The 21,827-nt window shown below is 50.3% G+C and carries 16 protein-coding genes and 1 rRNA gene; 9 read left to right on the top strand and 8 right to left on the bottom strand.

Going from position 1 to position 21,827, the window contains the following annotated elements; translation table 11 throughout:
* Nucleotides 1–11: 11 nt before the first annotated feature.
* Entirely contained in the window at nt 12–2,528 is a 2,517-nt protein-coding gene (locus NFR57_RS00345) for a hypothetical protein (RefSeq protein WP_251181845.1), read from the bottom strand.
* Between the two features lie 130 nt (nt 2,529–2,658).
* Between NFR57_RS00345 and NFR57_RS00340 the strand changes: the two genes are divergently transcribed.
* The 3 genes from NFR57_RS00340 (at nt 2,659) to NFR57_RS00330 (ending at nt 5,145) form a co-directional block, all read left to right on the top strand.
* Nucleotides 2,659–4,155 (top strand): oligosaccharide flippase family protein, encoded by a 1,497-nt coding sequence (locus NFR57_RS00340; RefSeq protein ID WP_251181844.1) that lies wholly within the window; start codon nt 2,659–2,661, stop codon nt 4,153–4,155.
* 110 nt (nt 4,156–4,265) lie between these two features.
* Entirely contained in the window at nt 4,266–4,913 is a 648-nt protein-coding gene (locus NFR57_RS00335; protein WP_251181843.1) for an ECF transporter S component family protein, read from the top strand.
* Nucleotides 4,906–5,145, top strand: coding sequence for a tautomerase family protein (locus NFR57_RS00330; RefSeq protein WP_251181842.1), 240 nt, complete (start codon nt 4,906–4,908; stop codon nt 5,143–5,145). The genes NFR57_RS00335 and NFR57_RS00330 overlap by 8 nt, the downstream gene beginning before the upstream one ends.
* 302 nt (nt 5,146–5,447) lie before the next feature.
* On the opposite strand, the gene NFR57_RS00325 is transcribed toward NFR57_RS00330, so the two are convergent.
* Nucleotides 5,448–7,952 carry a leucine-rich repeat domain-containing protein gene (locus tag NFR57_RS00325; protein WP_251181841.1) on the bottom strand — a complete coding sequence of 835 codons (2,505 nt, stop codon included), beginning with the start codon at nt 7,950–7,952 and terminating at the stop codon, nt 5,448–5,450.
* Nucleotides 7,953–8,243: 291 nt separating this feature from the next.
* Complete coding sequence (locus NFR57_RS00320) at nt 8,244–9,527, bottom strand: DUF3810 family protein (protein ID WP_251181840.1); 1,284 nt, start codon at nt 9,525–9,527, stop codon at nt 8,244–8,246.
* 182 nt (nt 9,528–9,709) lie between these two features.
* On the opposite strand from NFR57_RS00320, the gene NFR57_RS00315 reads away from it, so the two are divergent.
* Both NFR57_RS00315 and NFR57_RS00310 read left to right on the top strand, forming a co-directional pair.
* Nucleotides 9,710–10,429, top strand: a complete 720-nt coding sequence (locus NFR57_RS00315) for a hypothetical protein (RefSeq protein ID WP_251181839.1) — start codon at nt 9,710–9,712, stop codon at nt 10,427–10,429.
* A gap of 24 nt (nt 10,430–10,453) precedes the next feature.
* A complete protein-coding gene (locus NFR57_RS00310) occupies nt 10,454–11,908 on the top strand; it encodes a flotillin family protein (protein ID WP_251181838.1) in 1,455 nt (484 codons plus the stop codon).
* Between the two features lie 81 nt (nt 11,909–11,989).
* On the opposite strand, the gene NFR57_RS00305 is transcribed toward NFR57_RS00310, so the two are convergent.
* Together NFR57_RS00305 and NFR57_RS00300 are read right to left on the bottom strand one after the other, a co-directional pair.
* Nucleotides 11,990–13,129 (bottom strand): FtsX-like permease family protein, encoded by a 1,140-nt coding sequence (locus NFR57_RS00305; protein WP_251181837.1) that lies wholly within the window; start codon nt 13,127–13,129, stop codon nt 11,990–11,992.
* A gap of 4 nt (nt 13,130–13,133) precedes the next feature.
* Nucleotides 13,134–13,814 carry an ABC transporter ATP-binding protein gene (locus NFR57_RS00300; protein ID WP_251181836.1) on the bottom strand — a complete coding sequence of 227 codons (681 nt, stop codon included), beginning with the start codon at nt 13,812–13,814 and terminating at the stop codon, nt 13,134–13,136.
* Nucleotides 13,815–14,181: 367 nt separating this feature from the next.
* Here NFR57_RS00300 and NFR57_RS00295 point away from each other — a divergent pair, with 367 nt between their 5' ends.
* Nucleotides 14,182–15,087: an NAD-dependent epimerase/dehydratase family protein gene (locus NFR57_RS00295; protein ID WP_251181835.1), complete on the top strand. Its 906-nt coding sequence runs from the start codon at nt 14,182–14,184 to the stop codon at nt 15,085–15,087.
* Nucleotides 15,088–15,325: 238 nt separating this feature from the next.
* Here NFR57_RS00295 and NFR57_RS00290 read toward each other — a convergent pair whose 3' ends face one another.
* The 3 genes from NFR57_RS00290 to NFR57_RS00280 form a co-directional block, all read right to left on the bottom strand.
* Nucleotides 15,326–15,703, bottom strand: a complete 378-nt coding sequence (locus NFR57_RS00290) for a methylglyoxal synthase (RefSeq protein WP_251181834.1) — start codon at nt 15,701–15,703, stop codon at nt 15,326–15,328.
* 308 nt (nt 15,704–16,011) lie between these two features.
* Complete coding sequence (locus tag NFR57_RS00285; protein WP_251181833.1) at nt 16,012–16,743, bottom strand: hypothetical protein; 732 nt, start codon at nt 16,741–16,743, stop codon at nt 16,012–16,014.
* A 335-nt stretch (nt 16,744–17,078) separates the two neighbouring features.
* Nucleotides 17,079–18,591 (bottom strand): 16S ribosomal RNA (locus tag NFR57_RS00280).
* A 484-nt stretch (nt 18,592–19,075) separates the two neighbouring features.
* Here NFR57_RS00280 and NFR57_RS00275 point away from each other — a divergent pair.
* From NFR57_RS00275 to NFR57_RS00265, 3 genes are read left to right on the top strand one after another with little or no spacing between them, the layout of a single operon-like run.
* Nucleotides 19,076–19,315, top strand: coding sequence for an RNA-binding S4 domain-containing protein (locus NFR57_RS00275; protein WP_251181832.1), 240 nt, complete (start codon nt 19,076–19,078; stop codon nt 19,313–19,315).
* Nucleotides 19,299–20,459 (top strand): 2-C-methyl-D-erythritol 2,4-cyclodiphosphate synthase, encoded by a 1,161-nt coding sequence (gene ispF, locus NFR57_RS00270; protein WP_251181831.1) that lies wholly within the window; start codon nt 19,299–19,301, stop codon nt 20,457–20,459. The genes NFR57_RS00275 and ispF overlap by 17 nt, the downstream gene beginning before the upstream one ends.
* Entirely contained in the window at nt 20,456–21,817 is a 1,362-nt protein-coding gene (locus NFR57_RS00265; protein WP_251181830.1) for a TrkH family potassium uptake protein, read from the top strand. Before ispF ends, NFR57_RS00265 begins: the two co-directional genes overlap by 4 nt.
* The last annotated feature ends 10 nt before the right edge of the window (nt 21,818–21,827 follow it).

The following is a 21,827-nucleotide window of genomic DNA, read 5'->3' as shown; positions in this document are numbered from 1 at the left end:
AATTCCTCCCGTCAGCCGCGGCGCGGCGCAGTAGCCGCAACCGTAACAGTATAATCGGTGCGGTATATCGCAACCGCATTGCTCGCAAACTTTTGACCGTAAACCTTTTCCGCATACTTATCCGCCGCGGCGCGTATTTGTTCTATTACAGTCGCAACTTCGTCGTCCGTCACGTCGTCCGCCAACGCAAACTCCGCGCCCAAGGTATTGTTTATGTACGTTTCTATTCCGCCGTACACTGGCACGGACACACTGCCGATAGCGCACGCGCCAAACGCATAAGCGACAGCCGCGTCGTACATACTTTCGTCGGCTATTTCATACTTGCCCGCGTAATAATCGAAATACGCGCCGTACGCTACGCGTTTTGCCAAGTACGCCGACTTGCTCGCGTCGTAAGCCTCCAAAGCCCCGCCCTGCGGAGTCAAACCCTGTTTAATCATATACGCGTCGTCGGTAAGCAGTCCGCGGTGCGAAGTAAGCTCGCGCGCGCTCGACAACCCTATTTCGTCGAACGGAATTTTACCGCCGAAAACGTCCACGTTGTACCACCGCCCGTCGAGTTTGACTTTATTCCAAAACCTCCGTCCGCCGTCCGCCGTTGCCGACGACTCGATAACGCAGTCAATTCCCTCGATACGCGCCATAAGCGCAAACGCCTTTGCCGCGCCCTCGCTCGTAACTGCGGCGCGCCGCAGTCCGACGGACGGCACGTCAAGCTCCGCGCTTCCGAACACGCTCTCCAAAAAACGCCCGCTACCTGTCGCGCTCGGCGTTTCGGCTCGCACAATCACCCACTGCAACCAGTCGTAAACGGCATGCACCTTTTGTTCCGCAGTATAGTCCGCGCCGATTATGGAAACAAGCCTGTTGCGCGCAGAACCGTATATAACCTCGGCGGTACTCTTTTTAACGGGCGCGGGACGTATTCCGTATGCGGTCGCAAGCAGTAGCTGTTCGGAACTTTCGACCTCCGCGGATTTTTTGACGCGGTCGAGCGCAAAAACATAATTGCTCGGTCTCCGCGCCGTCTGATCGTATTCGATATGCGGCATAACGGCGTACACGCGTTCGGCGTTGCCCGCGTCGAATTTGCTCGGCGCGTTCACAATTCCGTCAAGCTCGACCGTCGCTATATGCCCGTCCGCAACAATATATGCGGACATGCCGAGATCGCTCGCGGCGGCACGCATAGCCGACGTTATTTTATTCGCGTCGCCGTCGATATAGCACCGCTCGCGCGAAGCGCCTACGGCGTAAAGCTCGGCTATGTACATCGTACCGTCCGCCTCGCTCGATATAAACGAATTGCGACACAAAACCTTTTCGTCCGCATAACGGCGCGCGGCTTCGGGATATTGAGTAAACTTAAATTCGCGCTTGCCCTCCGCGACCAGCGTAATCGCATACTCGGCGGGATTTTCGGCAAACGGTTCGATCAGTCCCTCGGCGTTAAACCGACCGCGCGAAAACCTATACGCATGCGCGGCGTCCGACCGCTCTATGTCGCGCCGCCGCCCGTCGGGCGAAACAATCGTGACGCGCACGATGGGCTCGCCGTCCGCCCAATCGATATAAACGCCGTCCGCGTCGTCGAACGTCACGCGTCCGAGCGGCGCGCGATCGCCCGTCGCCTCGACGACAATACCGTCGCCGCCCGCCACCGTCTGCGTCACTCCGTTCACCGCCAACGTAATTTTATATTCGCCAGCCGCTTGTGGAGTGAACTCGAACACGCCGAGCGCGCCCGAGACAACGCCGTTGACGCGCCACTCGTAAACGGTAGCGGGGTTAGCCGCGTCCATAATCTCGCGCGCATAAAACGTCACCGCGGAAAAATTCCCGTCGGGCTGTATAAGATTGCCGGTATATTCGACGCTCGTTTGCGTTTTGCGATAGACCTTGACGATGCGTTCCGCAAGCAAATCGCCCGATTGCGCCGCGACCGTATATTCGCCTATGCCGACAGGCGCAAACTCTAACGTACTCGACGCGCCCGTCTGCACGGTCTTGCCGTTTACGCGCCACTCTATGCCGTTAGGCAAAACAGTATCCTCGAACCGAGCCGAAAACGTTAGCGCAGAGGGCTTTTGCCCGTCGGATAACGCCTGTAAAAGTTTCCCGTCAACCTCTAAATACATGTCTTGTTCTTCGCGAGCGATAACGGTAACGGTCATAACCCCGTCGCGTCCGCCGCTCGCCGTCGTCGCACGCACCGTCGCAACGCCCGCTTTGACGGCTGTAATCACAGTGCCGCCGACCTCGACACAATCGCCGTCGGTCGAAATTTTTAAATTGTCGCGGCTGTCGTTTATTATAGGATCGAAAACGACGTAGGGCGCAACGTCGCGGCTCTCGCCTACATATAAAGTAATAGATTCGCGCGTGAACCCGACGTTCACGGCGGAAGCCGAACAGCCCAAAAAAACGCAAGCCAACGCGAGCGATATAACGCATATCGTGACGGTTTTGACCGCGACGGCAACCGTGCTGGTTAGACTGTTATGTTTTTCGGCGTATATTTTCACGAATATATTATATCAATATTCGCACGAAAAAGCAAGAGAAGCCGCGAAGTCGCGCAAAAAACCGCGGAATTTCCCGCAATACCGCGCCCGAAAAATCATTTTGCCGCACGGCGCGACATAAACTATACGGATGAAATCACTTGCAAAGGCTGTAATAACGCTGACGGCGTTCACGGTTGCGGAGCGCATGCTCGGCTTTCTGTTCAAAATCTATCTGTCGCGCGAGATCGGCGCGGTCGGCATGGGCATCTATTCGGTCGCGCTGTCCTTCTTTTTCGTACTGCTGACGCTGTTGACGTCGGGCGTGCCGCTCGTCGTGTCCAAGCTGACGGCAAAGGATAAATCGATTGGCGGCAAGATATGTTCCGCCGCGCTGATATTCGAACTGATAACGGCGGTCGTCGTGTGCTCGATAGTGCTTGCGTTCCAAAAGCCGATAGGCGCGCTGTTCGCCGAATCGCAGTCCATGACGCTTGTCATGATAATGTTGCCCGCGCTCGTATTTTCGGGCGTATATTCGGCGTTCCGCGGCGTGCTGTGGGGCGAAAAAAAGTTTACGACGGTGAGCGTCGCGGAGCTTATAGAACAGATTGCGCGCATTGTGTGTTGCGTGGTGCTGTTCGGCATTTTCAAGGACAAAATAAAAGCCGTCGCGCTATCCATGACGGTCGCGTGCCTCGTTTCCGCAATCGCCGTCGCGCTGTTCTACTTTATAGGCAAGCGCAAAATCCAATCGCCCAAAGGACACATAAAACCGCTTATAACGACGTCGTTGCCCATAACGTTCTCGCGCACGACGTCCAGCGTAAACAACTACATAATAGCGATAGCCGTGCCCTTCCTGCTCATGACAAGCGGACTGAACTCCGAACAGTCTATGTATATATTCGGTTCGTGCGTGGGCATGGCGTTGCCGCTGTTGTACCTGCCCATCACTGTTGTGGGGTCGCTTGCGTTCGTAATGATCCCTACTCTGTCCGAAGCGTATGCGCACGGCGACAAAAAAAGCATGTGCCGCCAGATAGAGAGCGCGCTGTCGTTTTCGGTAATAGTTGCGGCGGTGATTCTGCCCGCATACGCCGCGCTCGGCGGACCGCTCGGAACGTTCATATACAACAACACCGACGCGGGAATATTTCTCAAAAAATCGGCATGGCTGTTGTTGCCGCTGTCGTTCGAGAACATAGCCTCGTCCATGCTCAACTCGCTCGACCTCGAAAAGAAATCGCTTATAAACTACCTGATAGGCGCAGCGACCATGTATATAATTTGCTTCGCGTTTTATTCTCGGTTTAACATAGACGTGTTTATGATAGCTTTCGGCGTAAGCCTGATTGTATCGTCCGTGCTCGACGTTATAGACATAAAACGAAGAACGGGCATAAAGCTGTCGTTTTTCCGCCCGCTGTTAATATGCCTCGCGGCGGCATACCCCGCATGGCTGTTTACCGACTATGTGTTTTCGATAATTTCGGGCACGGTGTTGCCTATAATCATAGCGGGCATAGGCGGCGTAAGTTTTTCCGCGCTTGCGGCGGTCGTGTTCGGCGCGATAGACTTTGACGTGACCATCGGCAAAACCCGCAAAAAAAGAAAATTATCGCGCCGCAAAGCGAAAGTATCTTAATTTGCTTTACTTTGAGCGGGCGTTGTGCTAATATTTAATTACTATAAACGTCCGACGAAGCGCAACGCAAGTTAAACAACGAAGGACAAAAATAAAGGAGAAGCCCGACATTGATTAACAATCAACAGGAAATTGCGACTCCGGACATAAACAATACGAAAGCTCGTAAGGTCCGCTCGCACTCACTCACCTTCGGCACGACCAAATGGCTGACTTACGCGGGGGTGTATTCCGCCCTCGCTATCGCCATGAAACTAATCGGTCAGTACCTCACCCTCACCCCAAGTTTCAAAATTACGCTGATTTACGTAATTTGGCTCATGGCAAGCGCGACCCTCGGCGCAATCGGCGGCAGCGCCGTATGCTTCACATCGGACGTACTGGGCGCGATAATAGTCCCCAAAGGCGCAATGAACCCTTATCTGATTATCGGCAATGTGCTTTACGGAATTATCGGCGCGCTCGTATTCAGGTATTTCCCTATCAAAAACTACGCCGTCAAGTTTATAGCGGCAGGGATTGCATGCACCTTGTTCTGTACGTGTATAGCCAACTCGCTCGCACTGTTTTACTCGTATAAGTATTATCAAACGCTCACGTTCTGGCAATATTTTGTCGCGTACCGCGCACTCCAACCGGTGGTAGCTATAATCAACATAGCAATTACGGTCGGCATGATCCCGCTTATGACGCGCCTTAACCTATTGCCGCCGTTGCGCAAAACAAAAAAAGACGGAGAGGAAAATAACGATGCCTAATATCTCTATCAAAATGCTCGAAGGTCGCACCCAAGCCCAAAAAGAAAAACTTGCGCGCGACCTTGTGGAAGTGCTGTCGCGCGACCTCGGCGCGGACAAACATTGGATAACCTGCACTATCGAGGACTACACCGCGGAACAGTGGCAGGACGTATTCAAAACCGAAATCGCGGAAAAGCCCTCCGAAGTCGTCTATAAAAAACCCGAGTACGACCCGAAAATATTGCTGTAATAAATGCAATAACCTTATACCGCCGCTCCTATCCTGCGGCGGTTTTGCTTTACCATTTTGCGGCGGTTCGCCTTGATTTCTCGACAAGCTCGAAATAATGGGAGTATAAGCATTTCTTTTCTATATACTCTAATCAAGTTTTGCTCTTCGCAAAACTTCCGCAACTATTATCTTTTATCTATTATTTATTATCTTAATCCCCCCATCATTTCGACCGAAGTGAGCGCCAGCGAACGTAGCGGAGAAATCTATGCATTAGCCGCACACATCAAAAGTCTTGCGCAAAGCGCAAGACTTTTTTACTAACCTCTTTTCCAATAATACAATGCCGCGGTCAATAGTCGTGCCGCGCTCGCTTTGTCTATAAGCGCAGACGATTCTATTTGCTCGACTTCGCCTGAAAAGTCTGCGGTCTTACTGCGTTGCCAACCCTCGGTGTTTTTAAATTCGACGCTTGTAAGTTGCTTACAGCTATAAAACGCTTGATTGCCTATGCTGACGACGCTTGCGGGGATAACTACTTCCGTCAATGCGCCGTGACTGCCGAACGCACTGTCGCCTATCGTCATAATGCCTTCGCCCAAAGTCAACGCCGTCAACGACGCAGAGCCTACGTTAGCTTTAAACGCATAGTTCCCGATTGTCTTGACAGACCCGCCTATTACAATCGATTGTAAACTCTTACAGCTCTCAAAAGCTCTTTCGCCTATCTCCGTAACCGTTCCGCCTATTTCCACCGTTTTAATCTGACAGCAACCGTAAAAAGCGAACGCTTTGATTTTGGTTATGCCGCTGTCGATAACAAGGTTTTCACCCAGCTTAACTCCGTTTATATACAATTCCGTCGTGTCTTTGCAAGAAAGCGGATTGCACATTCTGTTGGCATATTCTATATCCAACCAAGTCTCCATGCTTCCGACATTTACCTGCGAAATAGAACGGCAACTGCGGAACGCATCGTCCTCTATCTTTTTGATACCGTCGCCCAGCGTTAACGATTTGCCTTGATACCCGTAAAACGCATACGTGCCTATGACCTCGACGCCGTCGGGGATAATTACGTCGGCAGTGCAAGCATAGAACGCGGTAGCGGCAATAGCCTTTGTTTGCGAGTTAAGCTCCAAAGCCGAACCGTCGCTCGGCGCAACGACCGTTTTCACCAAAAGATAAGGGTTTGCCGTACTGCCTATGTACCAAACGTTATCTTCGTAAGTGTATTCCATGGCGTCGCCGAATTCGCAACCGTAAAACGCCAAACCGTCTATATACGTAACGCTGTCGGGTATACGTATTTCCGTAATACCGGTTCCGTAAAACGCATACGCGCCGATTGTCTTTACACTATTGCCTAACGTCACTTGCGCAAGTTGCGCTTGATCGCTAAACGCATACGCGCCGATTGCCGTAACGCCATCCGAAACAACGACCGACGTTACTGCCGCTTCGATGTCTTTAAAAGCGGCGTCGGCAATGGCGTAATCGTGTCCGTTTATGCTGTCGGGCAAGACGAGTTCTACCGCGCTCCCGTTATAACGCGTAAGATAATAATTGCCGTTCTTAACGGCGAACGAATAATCGCCCAAACTCGTCGTATAATCGTAGTCGTTGAGATTGCCTTTGCTGAACACGAAGTGCGCCTTTTCCGCTATCCCGCCGTGAGTGGTTGCGCCTTTTACTATATCGAGCGCAGAATTATTGTAAACCGTGCCGAGCGCGTCGCAATACATAAACGCATTATCCGAAATCTCGGCGACGTTCGCACCCACAGTTACGGTGCGCAACGCCGTATTGTTGTAGAACGCACTGTTGCCCACGGCAGTAACGCCGTCGCCGATGTCTATGGACGTTATGTATTTATTATCGTAAAAAGCATAGGCGCGCACGGTATATGCGCCGCCGTCGCAAGCGCTCGGCAACACAACGTCCGTCGTTTCGCCGTCGTACTTGACAAGATATTTGTCCGAACCGAGTGAATAAAACGTAAATCCGCCGTCCGCTTTTTTAAGCGCGCTGTCCGTCGCGCTCGTTTCGACGCGCAAAGCGTTTTTAGCAAATGAATATTCGGAAATATCCAGGCTCGAATAGTTATACACTTCGACCAACCTGCGGTCGCCCGTGAACGCTCCAATACCGATATTATTCAAACCTTTGCCGAGTTCGAGCCGCACTATACCGTTGCAGTCGTAAAAAGCGTTCGCGCCCACTGTTTCGACCGAATCGCTCAACTTTACGCTATTGAGCGCGTCGTAACCGTAAAACGCATAATTCTTAATCTGCGTAACGCCGTCGGGAACAACAAGGTCAACTACGGGACTATCGTTAAGATACAAAGCCTTTGCACGGTACAGCGGATTTGACTGCGAATTTTCAAAGTCTATATCGAGCCATGCTTTAACGTTCCAAATATCCACGCGTTCCAAGTCGCTGTCTTTAAACACATCGGCGGCTATTTCTTTGATAGAATCTGGTATGCTCACTCGCGTAGCCGACTTGTCCTTTAACGCCGTTATCTTATGTCCGCCGCTCACTCGCTCGTACTCGAACGCATCGAGTTCGGCATAAGTACAAACTTTGCACACCCCTCCGACGTATTCGTGCCCGAGCACGTCGCTTATCACGTCGTGACCGCAATTTGCTTTATGCCAGTGCCCCGACGCATCACTTTCCCAAGCGTCGGAATAAGTGTGTTCGTGAATAGGCGGTTCGGGCGGAGATGACGGGGTTGAGTTACCGCAAGCAACCGCAGAAGGCACAATAAGCGCGCCGACCGCCGCCAGCGAAATGATTGCAATCGATTTTTTCTTCATGTTTTTCCTCCAAACAGAATATATTTGAAGTTATGTACCGCGCAATTTTTTTCGACGCTTTACATAACTTCTTATCCGCTTTTTATTGTACAATGCCCCCCTCCCCTGTCAAGCCATTTAGGCACATATCTTTCACCTTTTTTTCTTATTTTGCAATTTATTTCCGTTGCGTGGCACTTACTGCTCGATTGGACTTATGCACAATCACAAAAATACTCAATACAAAAAATCCGTTCCTTGCCTGTCGCAATGGAAACGGATATACAACGAATAATTTATATTGCGTTTAAATTAAAGACTGCGATTTTCGTAAATCCAAAAGTACATCATTTGAACTTGCGAATAGTACACTTCGCGCAGAATTTCGCCCGTGTCGGGGTCTTTTTCGGGTTCGCCCGTGTCGGGATTTATCGGTATAACAACATCGCTCTTGTTGCCGTCGTCATAACTGCCCGTACCGTTGGACGCGCCGTTAAACTGCAAGTACGCGTTATTGAAAAATTGGAATATGCGCCCCACTATATCGGGTTGAGAGTTCCAGTATTTTATGGCGTATCTGCGCTCGATCGAAACGCGCTTGCTTATGCCGACGCCCAGCTCGTTATACGCCGCATTGTCGCCGAACAGCAACATTGTTTCCAACAGGTTATCAAACGATGCGTAATACCCGCAATAGCGTAAATACCCGTCGTCCGACGACAGCAAAATATATCGCGCCAACAGATCGGCGTCGCCTTCGCGCTGCACGCCCTTTGCGTGCGCAAGCTCGTGCGCGGCGGTGATTGTCACGGTGGACGGCGGAGCGTCTGTATTTACGGTAGCCTCGCCGAACGGCAAAAACGTTACGCCCGTCGTCAATGTGTCCGACAAAAACCAACTGTTTACTACGGGTTTAATTCGCGGCGTGTACGCGGTAAAATACGGGTCGTCAAGCCTTGAATATTCCTTGACCAAAATGTCCGCAAGTTCCGAAATCGTGTAAGGGCAAATCACGCAACCGTTTTCGTCGCGGTCGAACGTATCAGCAAGACGGTTGTAGTCTGCCAAAAAATATTCCACTGCGGCGCGCGCCTGCGTTTGCGAATAGTCCTTACCCGCTTGCGGCACGGGCATGGGCGCGCGGTAGTACCCGAACCCCATTGACAGCGCGTAAAGATTAAGCACATACGCTCCGCCCACGCACAGCGACAGCACGCCGATTAAAATTCTTTTGAACTTCGCCGTGCACAGATTGATAAACAGTCTTACGAGCAAAAACGCGCCGACAATCAAGCCCGACACTATAAACAGTTCGAGAACGGAAAACGGCAACCAATCCGTGAGCGTGCCGATAACTTTTTCCCAGCCTGCCTGCACGTGCGTCGTCCACCACTCCGCAACCGCTTCACTCTCGCGCACGTCTAACATTACAAGCAACGGAACGCACAGCGCGCAAAAAATCGCCGCCAGGTTAAACGGCAAGCGGCGCAACGCAAACTTTACGTTTTGCGCGCGGAAACCCTGCGGCGTATATCGACGCGCGCGCATGCGGCGCGGTCTTATAAATCGGGCGTGAGTTTGTTCGACGCGTTCCATACCCGTAATTATACCCCAATCCCCGACGTTTGTCAACGCGCAACCGTTTTAATCGAATTTTAATCTTTCCGTAATATTAGTATTATTTTCCGCGTGTATTATATAGTTACGGATATTGACAAAATGCGTGCAAGTTTGATATAATATCCGACAGGAGGTTATGAGCCGTGTGGTGGAATTCGATGTCAACATTTCAACAGACAATGTTTATCATTGCCTGCGTTGCGACTTTCTTACTTGTATTGCAAATACTTATGATGCTTATAGGCGGCTCGAACGACGCGGACGCGATTGGCGGGGGGCTGACCGACGGCGGCGACGGGTTTGACCTCGCGGACGGCGCAGACGGCGACTTTTCGGGCGACATTCCGTCCATGCTCGACGGCGGCGGGTCCGTCGGCGATTCGGGGGCTAACGACGGCGCGCCCGACGTATCCGATACGGGCGGCGGAGCTTTGGCGGCGTTCGGACTGCGGCTTATAAGCCTGCGTTCGATTATCGCGTTTCTCGCTATCGGCGGTTGGGTCGGCTACACGCTGTGCTATTCGCTCGACTGGTACTACTCGCTGATTGTCGCGCTGGTCTGCGGTTTTGCGGCGGCGTGCGGCATGGCGGGCGCAATGCTGGGCATGGAAAAAATGCAGAGCAGCGGCAACCTCAATCCGCAAAACGCAGTCGGAAAAATCGGCACGGTGTATCTTACCGTTCCGCCCGCGCGCCAAGGTCACGGCAAAGTGAACGTGCTTATTCAGGAACGCTACACCGAATACGAAGCCGTCACCGACGACGGCGATCCGCTTCCGACCGCTGCGGAAATAAAGGTATTAAAGCATATCGGCGCAAACGTCCTGCTCGTCACCAAGTACAAAAAGCCCTCGATTACAATCGAAACTGTCAAATAACACATCAAAGGAGTGTAAATCTTTATGCAAATGTCTTTCTCTTCCCTCTCAAACGGCGCAATAGGCGGAATCGTCGCGATTGTCGTCGTAGCCGTTTTGCTCGTGATAATTCTTATCGCAACGCTCGCGACGCGGTACAAAAAGTGCCCGCCCGACAAAGTTATGGTTATTTACGGTAAGGTCGGCAAAGCGCCCGACGGCACAGCGCGTTCGTCCAAGTGCATACACGGCGGCGCGGCGTTCGTATGGCCGTTCTTTCAGGCGTACAGCTTTCTCGACCTTACGCCCATGTCCATACAGGTAGATCTTAAAAACGCGCTTTCGCGGCAAAACATACGTATCGACGTGCCGTCGCGCTTTACGGTCGGCATTTCCGTCGAGTCGGGCGTCATGCAAAACGCCGCCGAGCGTCTGCGCGGTTTGCCGTTGAGCGAAATACAGCGGCTCGCCGAGGACATTATCTTCGGTCAGCTCCGCTTGATAGTCGCCACCATGGACATCGAGGAAATCAACACCGACCGCGACAAGTTTTTGGAAGCGGTATCGATTAACGTCGAGGGCGAGCTCAAAAAGATTGGCTTGCGCCTAATCAACGTCAACGTCACCGACATTACCGACGAATCGGGGTACATCGAGGCGCTCGGTAAAGAGGCGGCGGAAAAAGTTATAAACGACGCAAAGAAGTCTGTTGCGGAAAAACACCGCGACGGCTCGATCGGCGAAGCCAACGCCAACCGCGACGAACGTATACAGGTCGCCGCCGCCAACTCCGAAGCTATCGACGGCGAAAACAAATCCAAAGTTCTCATCAGTCAATCCAACGCCAAGCTGCGCGAGGCGGAAGCCGAAGCCAACCGTTTGGCGCAGAGCGCGGAATTTATAGCGCAAGCAAAAGCCAACGAAGAAGCGTACAAAGCCGAACAACAAGCGGAAACGGAACGTGCAAAACGCGAGCGTGCGACGCTCGAAGCGGACGTTCTCGTAAACGCCGAAATCCAAAAGCAAAAAGCGGAAATCGAGGCGGAAGCCGTTGCGGAACGCATACGCAGACAGGCGCAGGGCGAAGCGGATGCAGAATACGCCAAGCGCGTTGCGGAAGCTAAAGGTCAGCTCGAAATCCTTACCAAACAGGCGGAAGGCTTTGGCAAGATTATAAGCGCAACGGGCGGCAAGAGCGACGACGCGGTCAAGATGCTTATCGCCGACAAAATTCAAGACCTTGTCGCACTCCAAGTGGACGCTATCAAAAATCTTAAAATCGACAAGGTCACTGTTTGGGACAGCATGAACGGCGAAAAGCCGACAACCGCAAACTTCCTTTCGGGCATGCTCGGCGCGGTTCCCCCGCTCAACGAACTGTTTAAAATGAACGGCATGGAACTCCCCTCTTACCTCGGCAAGGTCAACGACGGCGACGGCGAAAAACCGCAGGAAGTCAAGTACACGACCATGCCCAAGACCGATAAAAAATCCAAATAACAAACCGTTGCAAAACAACAAAAACGTCGGTTGAAACACGCCGACGTTTTGCTTTGCGATTTTTATTCCGCCCTGACTTTTCTATTCTTCGCTCATTGCGTACTTGACCGAAATCTTGCTTATTCGGTAAGAATAGAACAGCATCGCCGCGACATAGCACACGACAAACGCGGCGAGTGCAATAAGAAACACAGGCACGTCAAACCCGTATTCGGGCATGTCCAATGCGTCTTTAAACACGACGTTAATCATTACGTTCATAAGAACATACTGATAAACAGTGCCGACGGTAAACCCGATTAACGCAAACGGAACGTAACCCGCGAGCAACGCCGCCGAACACTCCGTTTTGGAATATCCAAATGCCTTCATTACGGCAATATTGCGTTTGTTGCTGTTTATCACCGTCGTAACAGCCATTATTAACGCCACGACAGCCAAAACGCAACCGATCGACAAAATCATCATACTCATGCTAACGCCGCTGTAATCGAACATAGACACGCCCATTTGTATCATTGCCGCAAAGCAAAAACACGCGAACGCAATAAAAAACACCGCCGATTTTTTGCCGCGCAAAGTCGCGCCGCACATTTCAAACAAAAAGGGCTTGTCGGTTATCTTGCCCGTCTGTTTTGCTTTGTGTTTGCGCCGCCGCTCGCCGCGCAACAACTCCGCGGGAGTCCTACGCAAAGCTATCGCGGCAAACGCGCACGCGAGCGCTCCGAACACCACGGACGGCGCAACGACAAGCGCGACAAGCAACTCCGCGTGAAAACGTATCTGCGTCGGCGGCATGCCACTAATCGTCATTTCTTTGTAAATGTACGGCATAACCGCAAAACCCGCGGCGTGCCCGATTGCCGCGCCGATGAGCACGCTCAACCCAAACACCCAAAACCGCAACGCGAGCGCGGCGGACGAATAGCCCATCGCTTTAAGCATGCCCAGCCGCTTGCTTTCGCTGTCGATAAACAACTTGATGTAGAATGCAAGCATGCCCGCCGTCAGCAAGCCGAGCACCCCGCCCGTAATTAAACACGTAAACTTCGCCGTGACGATTTGCGCGTCAAACAGTTCTTTCATACCGCCGACAGCGTCGGGAGCCAACGACCTAACGTCCAAATAATAATTAGTAAAAAACGTGCAAACGAACACCGCGCAACACGTCACTATCGATATGCCTATCAGCTTTATTCCGCTCTTAACGCTTACTATCATATATTTACCAACCTATTTCGTAAGCGGATTTGGGCGCGGCGTTGCGCGAGATTTCGGTTATTTTACCGCTGTTCATGCTTATAACTGCGTCTGCCGTTTCTGCGATATTTATATTATGCGTAACCGCGAGCATGGTAAAGCCGAGCTCATGCTTTAATTTTATTATGTAATCGAGCACGCTCCTGCCCGTGGTTTCGTCGAGCGCGCCCGTCGGCTCGTCGAGAAACAGTATTTTGGGATTTTTGGCAAGCGCGCGAGCAATGCAAACGCGCTGCTGCTCCCCGCCGGATAGCTCGCGCGGCAGGCTTTTCAGCTTATCCGCAAGCCCGACCGCGGCTATTATGTCGCGATAGTTTCTGTTGCCCGCAAGTTGCGCGCCCAACTTGACGTTACCGTCTACGGTCAAATTATCGGACAGATAGTATTGCTGGAATATAAATCCCACGGCTTCGCGGCGAAACGCCGTCAGCTGTTTGTCGGTCATTGCCGAAATGTCGCGCCCGTCGCATACTATTCGCCCGCCGTCCGCGCGTTCCAACCCCGACAGCACAGTCAACAACGTAGTCTTACCCGAACCCGACGCGCCGAGCAAAACCGCAAACTCGCCGTCGGCAACCTCCAAAGAAACACCTTTCAATACTTCCGCATTGCCGTAATTCTTAACGACGTTTTCCGCAGCTATCATTATTCGCGCCCTCCTATAATACCGTGATTATCAACGGTTTAAGTATATACCGCGCGACGGCGACAGTCAAGTTATATGTGTTGTAAAACTGGAAAAATTTTTTTCGGCGCGGCGCATAATATGCCGAAAACGGCGCAATATAATAGTGTAAGACGTTACGGGTTTACGATAAGTTTATTGAACTACTTTGATATTACTTCCTACTCCACTGCGTTTTACAGACGGTTCGCTTAAAAAGACGAAAGCGAAAACGAAAATTCCCACGATACTCGTTATTGCGGGATTTTTTCGTTTTTTGATTATTCGATATTGCAATATCGCCAAAGTCGTGATATAATTCTATCGAAAACTATCGAGGCAGGTGCGCATGAAAATTTTGGTAACGGGCGGAACGGTTTTCGTTAGCAGATATGCGGCGGAATATTTTATTGCCCGCGGGCATGACGTTTTTGTTCTGAACCGCGGCTCAAAACCTCAACCCGCGGGCGCAACGCCCGTAATTGCCGACAGAAACGACTTGCGCAACTTATTAAAACGCCATTACTTCGACGCGGTTTTGGACGTGACGGCGTACAACGCGAACGACGTAAATAATTTACTCGACGCGCTCGGCGACTTCGGCAAATATGTGCTTATAAGTTCGAGCGCGGTTTATCCCGAATGGGCGGCGCAACCGTTTACCGAAAACACGGCTACGGGCATAAACAAATTTTGGGGCGACTACGGCTTGGGCAAAATCGACGCGGAACGCGCGCTGTCGTCACGCGTTCCCGACGCATATACCGTTCGCCCGCCATACATTTACGGCGAATATAACAACGTGTACCGCGAAGCATTTATGTTCGACTGCGCTACGCGCGACTTGCCCGCATACATACCCGCAGACGAAAGTTTCAAACTTCAATTTATTCACGTCGAAGACGTTTGTCGTTTTGCGGAAGTTCTAATTACAACAACGCCCGAACAACGCGTGTACAATATAGGTACAGCGCCGGTGAGCGGGATCGAATGGGTGCGAGCTTGCTATGCCGCGGCGGGCAAAGCTCCGCGCGTTTATACCGTCGGCAACGACGTAGAGCAACGCAGTTATTTTCCCTTCTATGCCTATTCATACGCCCTCGACTGCTCGGCGGCATACAAACTCTCCCCGCCGACAATAGAGCTTACAGACGGGCTGAAACGCGCCTACGCGCAATATTGCGCGCTCGGCTATGAGATTAAACGCAAAGATTACCTGCAATTCATAAAAGAAAATTTACAAGTGTACGAATAATCGGGCAAATTCTGCGCAATATAAAAGTGTAAAGCAATTAACTTTTATTACGCCGAAAAAGATTTAAATTCGCTTTACAAATAAAATCGCTATTACAGCGACAATGAAAAATCCGCTCTGCATAAGCATTGCGGATTTTTTCGACAATCACAGATTTGTTTCTTTCGTGTATGTGCTTTTATTATTCGTTTGACGTTTCACCCGAATACGCACCAAGCACGGAAATCATAGCAATAACCTAAATCAACGAAGAATGTATTACATAATTAGCGGTAGCTTTGTTTGTCGCAATGGGAATATCGTATACGACGGCAATGCGCAAAAGAGCTTTTACGTCGGGATCGTGCGGTTGCGCCGCAAGCGGATCCCAAAAGAATATAACGACGTCAATCTTTTTTTCGGCTATCTTCGCGCCGATTTGCTGATCGCCGCCGAGCGGACCGGAAAGATACCGCTTGACGTTAAGCCCCGTCGCTTCGGAAATAAGCCGCGCTGTCGTGCCCGTACCGCAAAGATTAAACTTTTCAAGCGCGGCGCGATTATTCACTGCCCAGTTTACTATATCGGGCTTTTTATTGTCATGCGCGATTAACGCGACGGTCTTTGTCTTTTCCATAACATCGTTTCTCCGAGCACGCGCAAATGCCTTGCGCATACGGTATAAGCATATAACAAATTTGCGCGTTTGTCAATACGTAAACGAAAATCGCCCGAACGCTTTGCATAAAATTTAAAATATTTTGATATGGCGCGCATAATAGTTCGAAGACTGCGCAATATAATATTGTAAAGCAAATATGTTTTAGCAACCGAAAAACACGCTTTACAATAAATCGCAATTATGCGAACGGAAAACTCCTCGACTTTAATTCCTTATCGTCGAGGTTTTTTCTTATTAAATGCTTAGACCGTGACGCAAAATATTTACCAATTACAATTACATTTAGGATTTAAACAAATGTGGCGCGTCGTATATTTATTGCCCTTTGACCCAATATAATCGATCCGTTCGTCTTGCGATAACAATCGAATATCTGTCTTTCCGCACTTTGGACACGTAAGCGGATAAACAGTGCTTTTAATATCAAATGACGGAATATTTTTAATACTGTATTCGGGCGGATTTCTTAATTGAGTAACCGTAATATAACGATAACCGACAATTATATTTTCCGACCAATCACGCGGCAATAAAATTTGATCCGCTCCGCCGCTTAAAAACGTCCCGCCTTTGGTTGTTACGGGCGCGACTTTACCTATATTCAAAATCGTACCTTTCGGCACTATGATTTTAGCTTCATAAGCATGAGAATTTAACCAAGCAGGCTCTAATGCCAGTCTGATTTTTGCGTCTATTCTCGATTCCGCAAACTCCGTGGTGACGAACGCCCCGTTCGCAAAAGATCCCACAACGCGCGCGTTTCCCTGTTCGTCCGTAAAATATTCTCCTTTATATCTGCCAAACACCCTGTAAAGACATAGCGGCTTTGTAACTATCGCAGTATAATATCTACCGTGCAAAAAACTATCCGCAACGGAATTCGGCAAATTTTGCTTCACTATTCGCTTAACTCTCCCGGCAAGGCGCGTTCTGTAATGTTTATTAAACGCGCCCGATTTGTAATTAACTTCCGCATCAAAATCGTACAAATTCATTTTTTCCTCACATACACGATAATGTTACAGGACTTCCAATGTATTATAACACTAAACAACCGACAAAACAATATGATTTCGCCGATACAATTTAATTTTTTAAAAGCGAGTTATTGCACGATAAACCGCACGACAAACTTTCCATTACAAATAGCGAATATGAATATAATTAACAGCTACCCGCATATGCCAAACAATTAGCAAAACAAAAAAGACCGCGTTTATAAAACACAGTCTTTTCGTAACACACAGTTTAGTGATAGATTTAAGCGAACCGATAATCGATTGAGAACTGAATTTTGTTTTTAGCAACCTACTCTAATTGTAGGTTCCTTAAAGGAGGTGATCCAGCCCCACGTTCTCGTAGGGCTACCTTGTTACGACTTAACCCCAGTCATTGGTTTTACCTTAGGCGGACGCTTCCTTTGCAGGTTGGCGTGACCGACTTCGAGTACCCCCAACTCCCATGGCTTGACGGGCGGTGTGTACAATCCCCGGGAACGCATTCACCCCGACGTGCTGATTCGGGATTACTAGCAACTCCAACTTCATGTGGGCGGGTTGCAGCCCACAATCCGAACTGAGAACGCTTTTTTGAGATTGGCTGGGCCTTACGGCTTTGCAACTCTTTGTAGCGCCCATTGTAGCACGTGTGTAGCCCAAGACGTAAGAGGCATGATGATCTGACATCATCCCCACCTTCCTCCGTGTTATCCACGGCAGTCTTTCCAGAGTCCCTAACTTAATATTGGTAACTGGAAATAAGGGTTGCGCTCGTTGACGGACTTAACCGAACACCTCACGGCACGAGCTGACGACGACCATGCACCATCTGTTTTTGTGCCCCGAAGGGAGGCCTGCTTTCACAGGCTGTCACGCAATGTCAAGTCTTGGTAAGGTTCTTCGCGTTGCATCGAATTAAACCACATGCTCCGCTGCTTGTGCGGGGACCCGTCAATTTCTTTATGTTTTAACCTTGCGGCCGTACTCCACAGGCGGGATACTTAATGCGTTAGCTACGACACGGATGGGCAAGCCACCCTCGTCTAGTATCCATCGTTTAGGGCGTGGACTACCAGGATATCTAATCCTGTTTGCTCCCCACGCTTTCGAGCCTCAACGTCAGTTACAGTCCAGTGAGCCGCCTTCGCCTCTGGTGTTCCTCCTAATATCTACGCATTCCACCGCTACACTAGGAATTCCACTCACCTCTCCTGCACTCTAGCGAGTCAGTTTTAAGTGCAATTCTGCGGTTAAGCCGCAGGCTTTCACACTTAACTTGACAAGCCGTCTACACTCCCTTTACGCCCAGTAATTCCGGACAACGCTAGCCCCCTACGTATTACCGCGGCTGCTGGCACGTAGTTTGCCGGGGCTTTCTTACAGGGTACCGTCATACTTCGTCCCCTGCGACAGAGCTTTACAATCCGAAGACCTTCATCGCTCACGCGGCGTTGCTGGGTCAGAGTTGCCTCCATTGCCCAATATTCCCCACTGCTGCCTCCCGTAGGAGTTTGGACCGTTTCTCAGTTCCAATGTGGCCGATCACCCTCTCAGGTCGGCTACCCATCACAGTCTTGGTGGGCCGTTACCTCACCAACTAACTAATGGGACGCGAGCCCATCTTAAACCGATAAATCTTTTACCCCTCTCCGATGCCGAAGTGTGGTCTTATGCGGTATTAGCACCTATTTCTAAGTGTTATCCCGCAGTTTAAGGCAGGTTGCTCACGCGTTACTCACCCGTCCGCCGCTAAATATGGGAGCAAGCCCCCATATTCCGCTCGACTTGCATGTGTTAAGCACGCCGCCAGCGTTCGTCCTGAGCCAGAATCAAACTCTAAAATAATTGTATAACCAAAGGGACAAGCCCTTAAAGCTATCTATAATAAAGTAACCGATTCCTTCTCAAAAACATACTGACATAAAATAATTGACTTTGTTTTTAAAAAAGTTCAATTCGCTAAAATCTATTCACTTGTTAATGTGCTTGCTGTCTGCTTTCGTCGGACAGCTTTGTTAGTATAGCAAACCCCATATTTAATGTCAAGCGTTTTCAACAAATTTTTTAAAAAATTTTTAAAATTTTTTTCGACGCGGTTTTTAGGCTTTTTTGCTACGCTAATATATAAAATTGCAACGATACAATATCGTCGTCGCCCTCGCCTTTTCCTGCTATATACACTCACCTATTATAAACCTTATATAATATAAGCAGCATATAGGCTTGCATTGGATACCACCCCATAACTCAATCGCACGTCCTCGCCGCAACAAGGCGTTATGTTAAATTACTTGCCTTTTATTTTCGACAGTGGTATAATAATAAAGTTATGCGTATAGACAAATTCCTAAAAGTTTCCAGACTGATTAAGCGACGCACCGTCGCGGCGGAGGCTTGCGACGCCGGCAAGATTTACGTAAACGGCAGGCAGGTCAAACCCGCGTGCGTTATAAAAATCGGCGACGTCGTGGAAGTTCGGCTGGGAACGCCCATAAAGTTCACCGTAAAGTCGTTGAACGAAAAAGCGTCGAAGGAGGACGCGCACACATTGTATGAAATCCAAAACTGATTGCAATGTCTGTGCGGCGACGGTCGGCGCAGTTATACTGTGCGCCGGCAAGGGCGAGCGAACGGGACTGACATATAACAAAGTATTACACATGCTCGGACAAAAAACCGTGCTCGAAACGACACTCGACGTTTTTTCGGGCATAAACTCTATAACCGATATTACGGTCGTAGCGTCCGACGCCGACTTTTCCCGTATCGAGGAAATAGTCGCCGACTATCCGCGCACGACCGTTGTAAAAGGCGGCGATACGCGCGCGCAAAGCGTTTATAACGGGCTTAAAGCTCGCCCGTGCGATATAGTAGTCATACACGACGGCGCGCGTCCGTTCGTGACCGAAGATTTAATATTGCGTTCTATAAAATCCGCCGTCGAGCACGGCAGCGGAATTGTTGCGGTGCTTTCGGTGGATACGGTAAAGCGCGTAAATTCAGACGGAGAGGTGCAAAGCCTGCCGCGCGCCGAGCTGTATAACATGCAAACGCCGCAGACTTTCAGATATTCGGAAATTTTGAGCGCATACGAACGCGGCGCGGCTAACTGTACGGACGACGCGGAGGTATACGCCGCGGCGGGATATTCCCCTCGCCTTATCGAGGGAAATTACGACAATATAAAAATCACCGTAGCGAGCGACCTTTATCGCAGTCTTCCACGTTCCTGTCGAATAGGCGCGGGTTTCGACGTGCATAGGCTCGTAAAAAACAGACCGCTTATTCTCGGCGGCGTCAATATAGAATACGACCTCGGTCTTGACGGACATTCCGACGCGGACGTTTTGACGCATGCGATAATGGACGCATTGCTATCCGCAGCGGGGTTGCCCGATATAGGCGTGCTGTTCCCCGACACCGACGATAAGTTTCTCGGCGCTTCGTCTATCGAATTGCTTAAAGACGTGACAAACCGAGTAAAAAAACGCGGACTGACCGTCGGAAATATTTCGGCGGTAGTAGCGGCGCAACGCCCCAAGCTCGCGCCCGCTATTCCGGAAATTCGCAAGCGTTTGGCGGAGGCTATGAATATCGAAGTCGAGCAAATAAACGTTTCCGCAACGACGACGGAGGGACTGGGGATTATAGGTAGCGGCGAAGCCATGTCGGCAAACGCCGCATGTATACTTACGGAGTGTGCAAACAAATGAGCGGTGATCGACCTAAAATAAAAAAACAACTGCGCATGCGCCCCATGCTTATAGTGTTGTTGGGCTTTCTTGCAGTCATGTTTGTAGGCGCGTTTTTCCTCGCCCTGCCCGTTTCCAATACCGACGGCGAATGGCTGAACTTTAACGACGCGATATTTACATCGGCGAGCGCAGTATGCGTTACGGGATTGGTCGTACGCTCCACTACCGTCGATTTTTCCGCATTAGGGCAAGTTATTATACTTATTCTTATACAAATAGGCGGACTCGGCGTAATGACGTTGGCGACGCTCGTATTCATGATAATCCGCAAGCGCATAACTCTCAAAGACCGCGTAACCTTGCAAGAAGCACTCGGACAGGATCGAATAAAAGGCATCGTCAAGCTTGTGCGCAATATCGCGATAATGACGGGCGCGATCGAGCTTGCAGGCACGCTGCTCTTGCTGCCATTCTTTTGTACGAAGAACGGCAGTATAGGTATTTGGCAAGCTATATTCACATCGGTATCGGCATTTTGCAACGCCGGCTTCGATATACTCGGCTCGAAAGCTGCTCCGTACGCATCGCTGACGGATTTCAAGGGCAATGCCGGCGTGTTGCTTATCGTTGCGGCGCTCATAACGCTCGGCGGGCTCGGCTTCACCGTTATACACGACATATTTTCATGCAGATTTCGTTTTAAAAGGTTTAAGCTTCACACAAAAATAGTGCTCGTCGTTTCGCTAGCTCTTTTCCTTTTCGGAACGTTCTTCTTTTTGGGTAGCGAGTTCCATTCTGCGGCAACTGCGGGAATGAGCGGAGGGGAAAAGCTTCTAAACAGTATTTTTCAATCCGTAACGGCTCGAACGGCAGGCTTTAATGCTATAGAGCAGAGCGATCTGTCTACGCAGGGGCGAACGGTTACCTGTATACTTATGTTTATAGGCGCTTCCCCCGGCGGCACCGGCGGAGGAATAAAAACGACCACGTTTGCGGTGCTTTTGCTTATGGGTCTTTCCGGTCTGCGCGGCAAAAACGACATATTGATCGGCATGCGCGGCGTCAAGCCGAAAACGGCGTTCCGAGCAGTGGCTGTTTTGCTGTTCGCCGGCATTCTGATATTGACGGGAACGGTGATAATAAACTATACCGACGGAAATTTTTCGACGACCTCGGTGCTTTTCGACGTTATGTCGGCATTCTCCACCGTAGGGTTGTCGGTAGGCGTTTGCCCGCTGCTCTCGCCCGCCGCTCATTATATACTGATAATAGTAATGTTTATCGGCAGGCTCGGACCGTTGAGCATCGGCATGATGATCCCCAGCAGCGACAACGCGGGCATTAAATATCCGCCCGCCAATATAATGATAGGTTAGACAAGGAGCA

Origin of the sequence: Anaerocaecibacter muris (genome assembly GCF_943192945.1) — a bacterium.
GTDB classification, from domain to species: domain Bacteria; phylum Bacillota; class Clostridia; order Christensenellales; family Pumilibacteraceae; genus Anaerocaecibacter; species Anaerocaecibacter muris.
The sequence above is the reverse complement of the archived record's forward strand: the minus strand, read 5'-3'. Positions and strand labels throughout refer to the sequence as shown.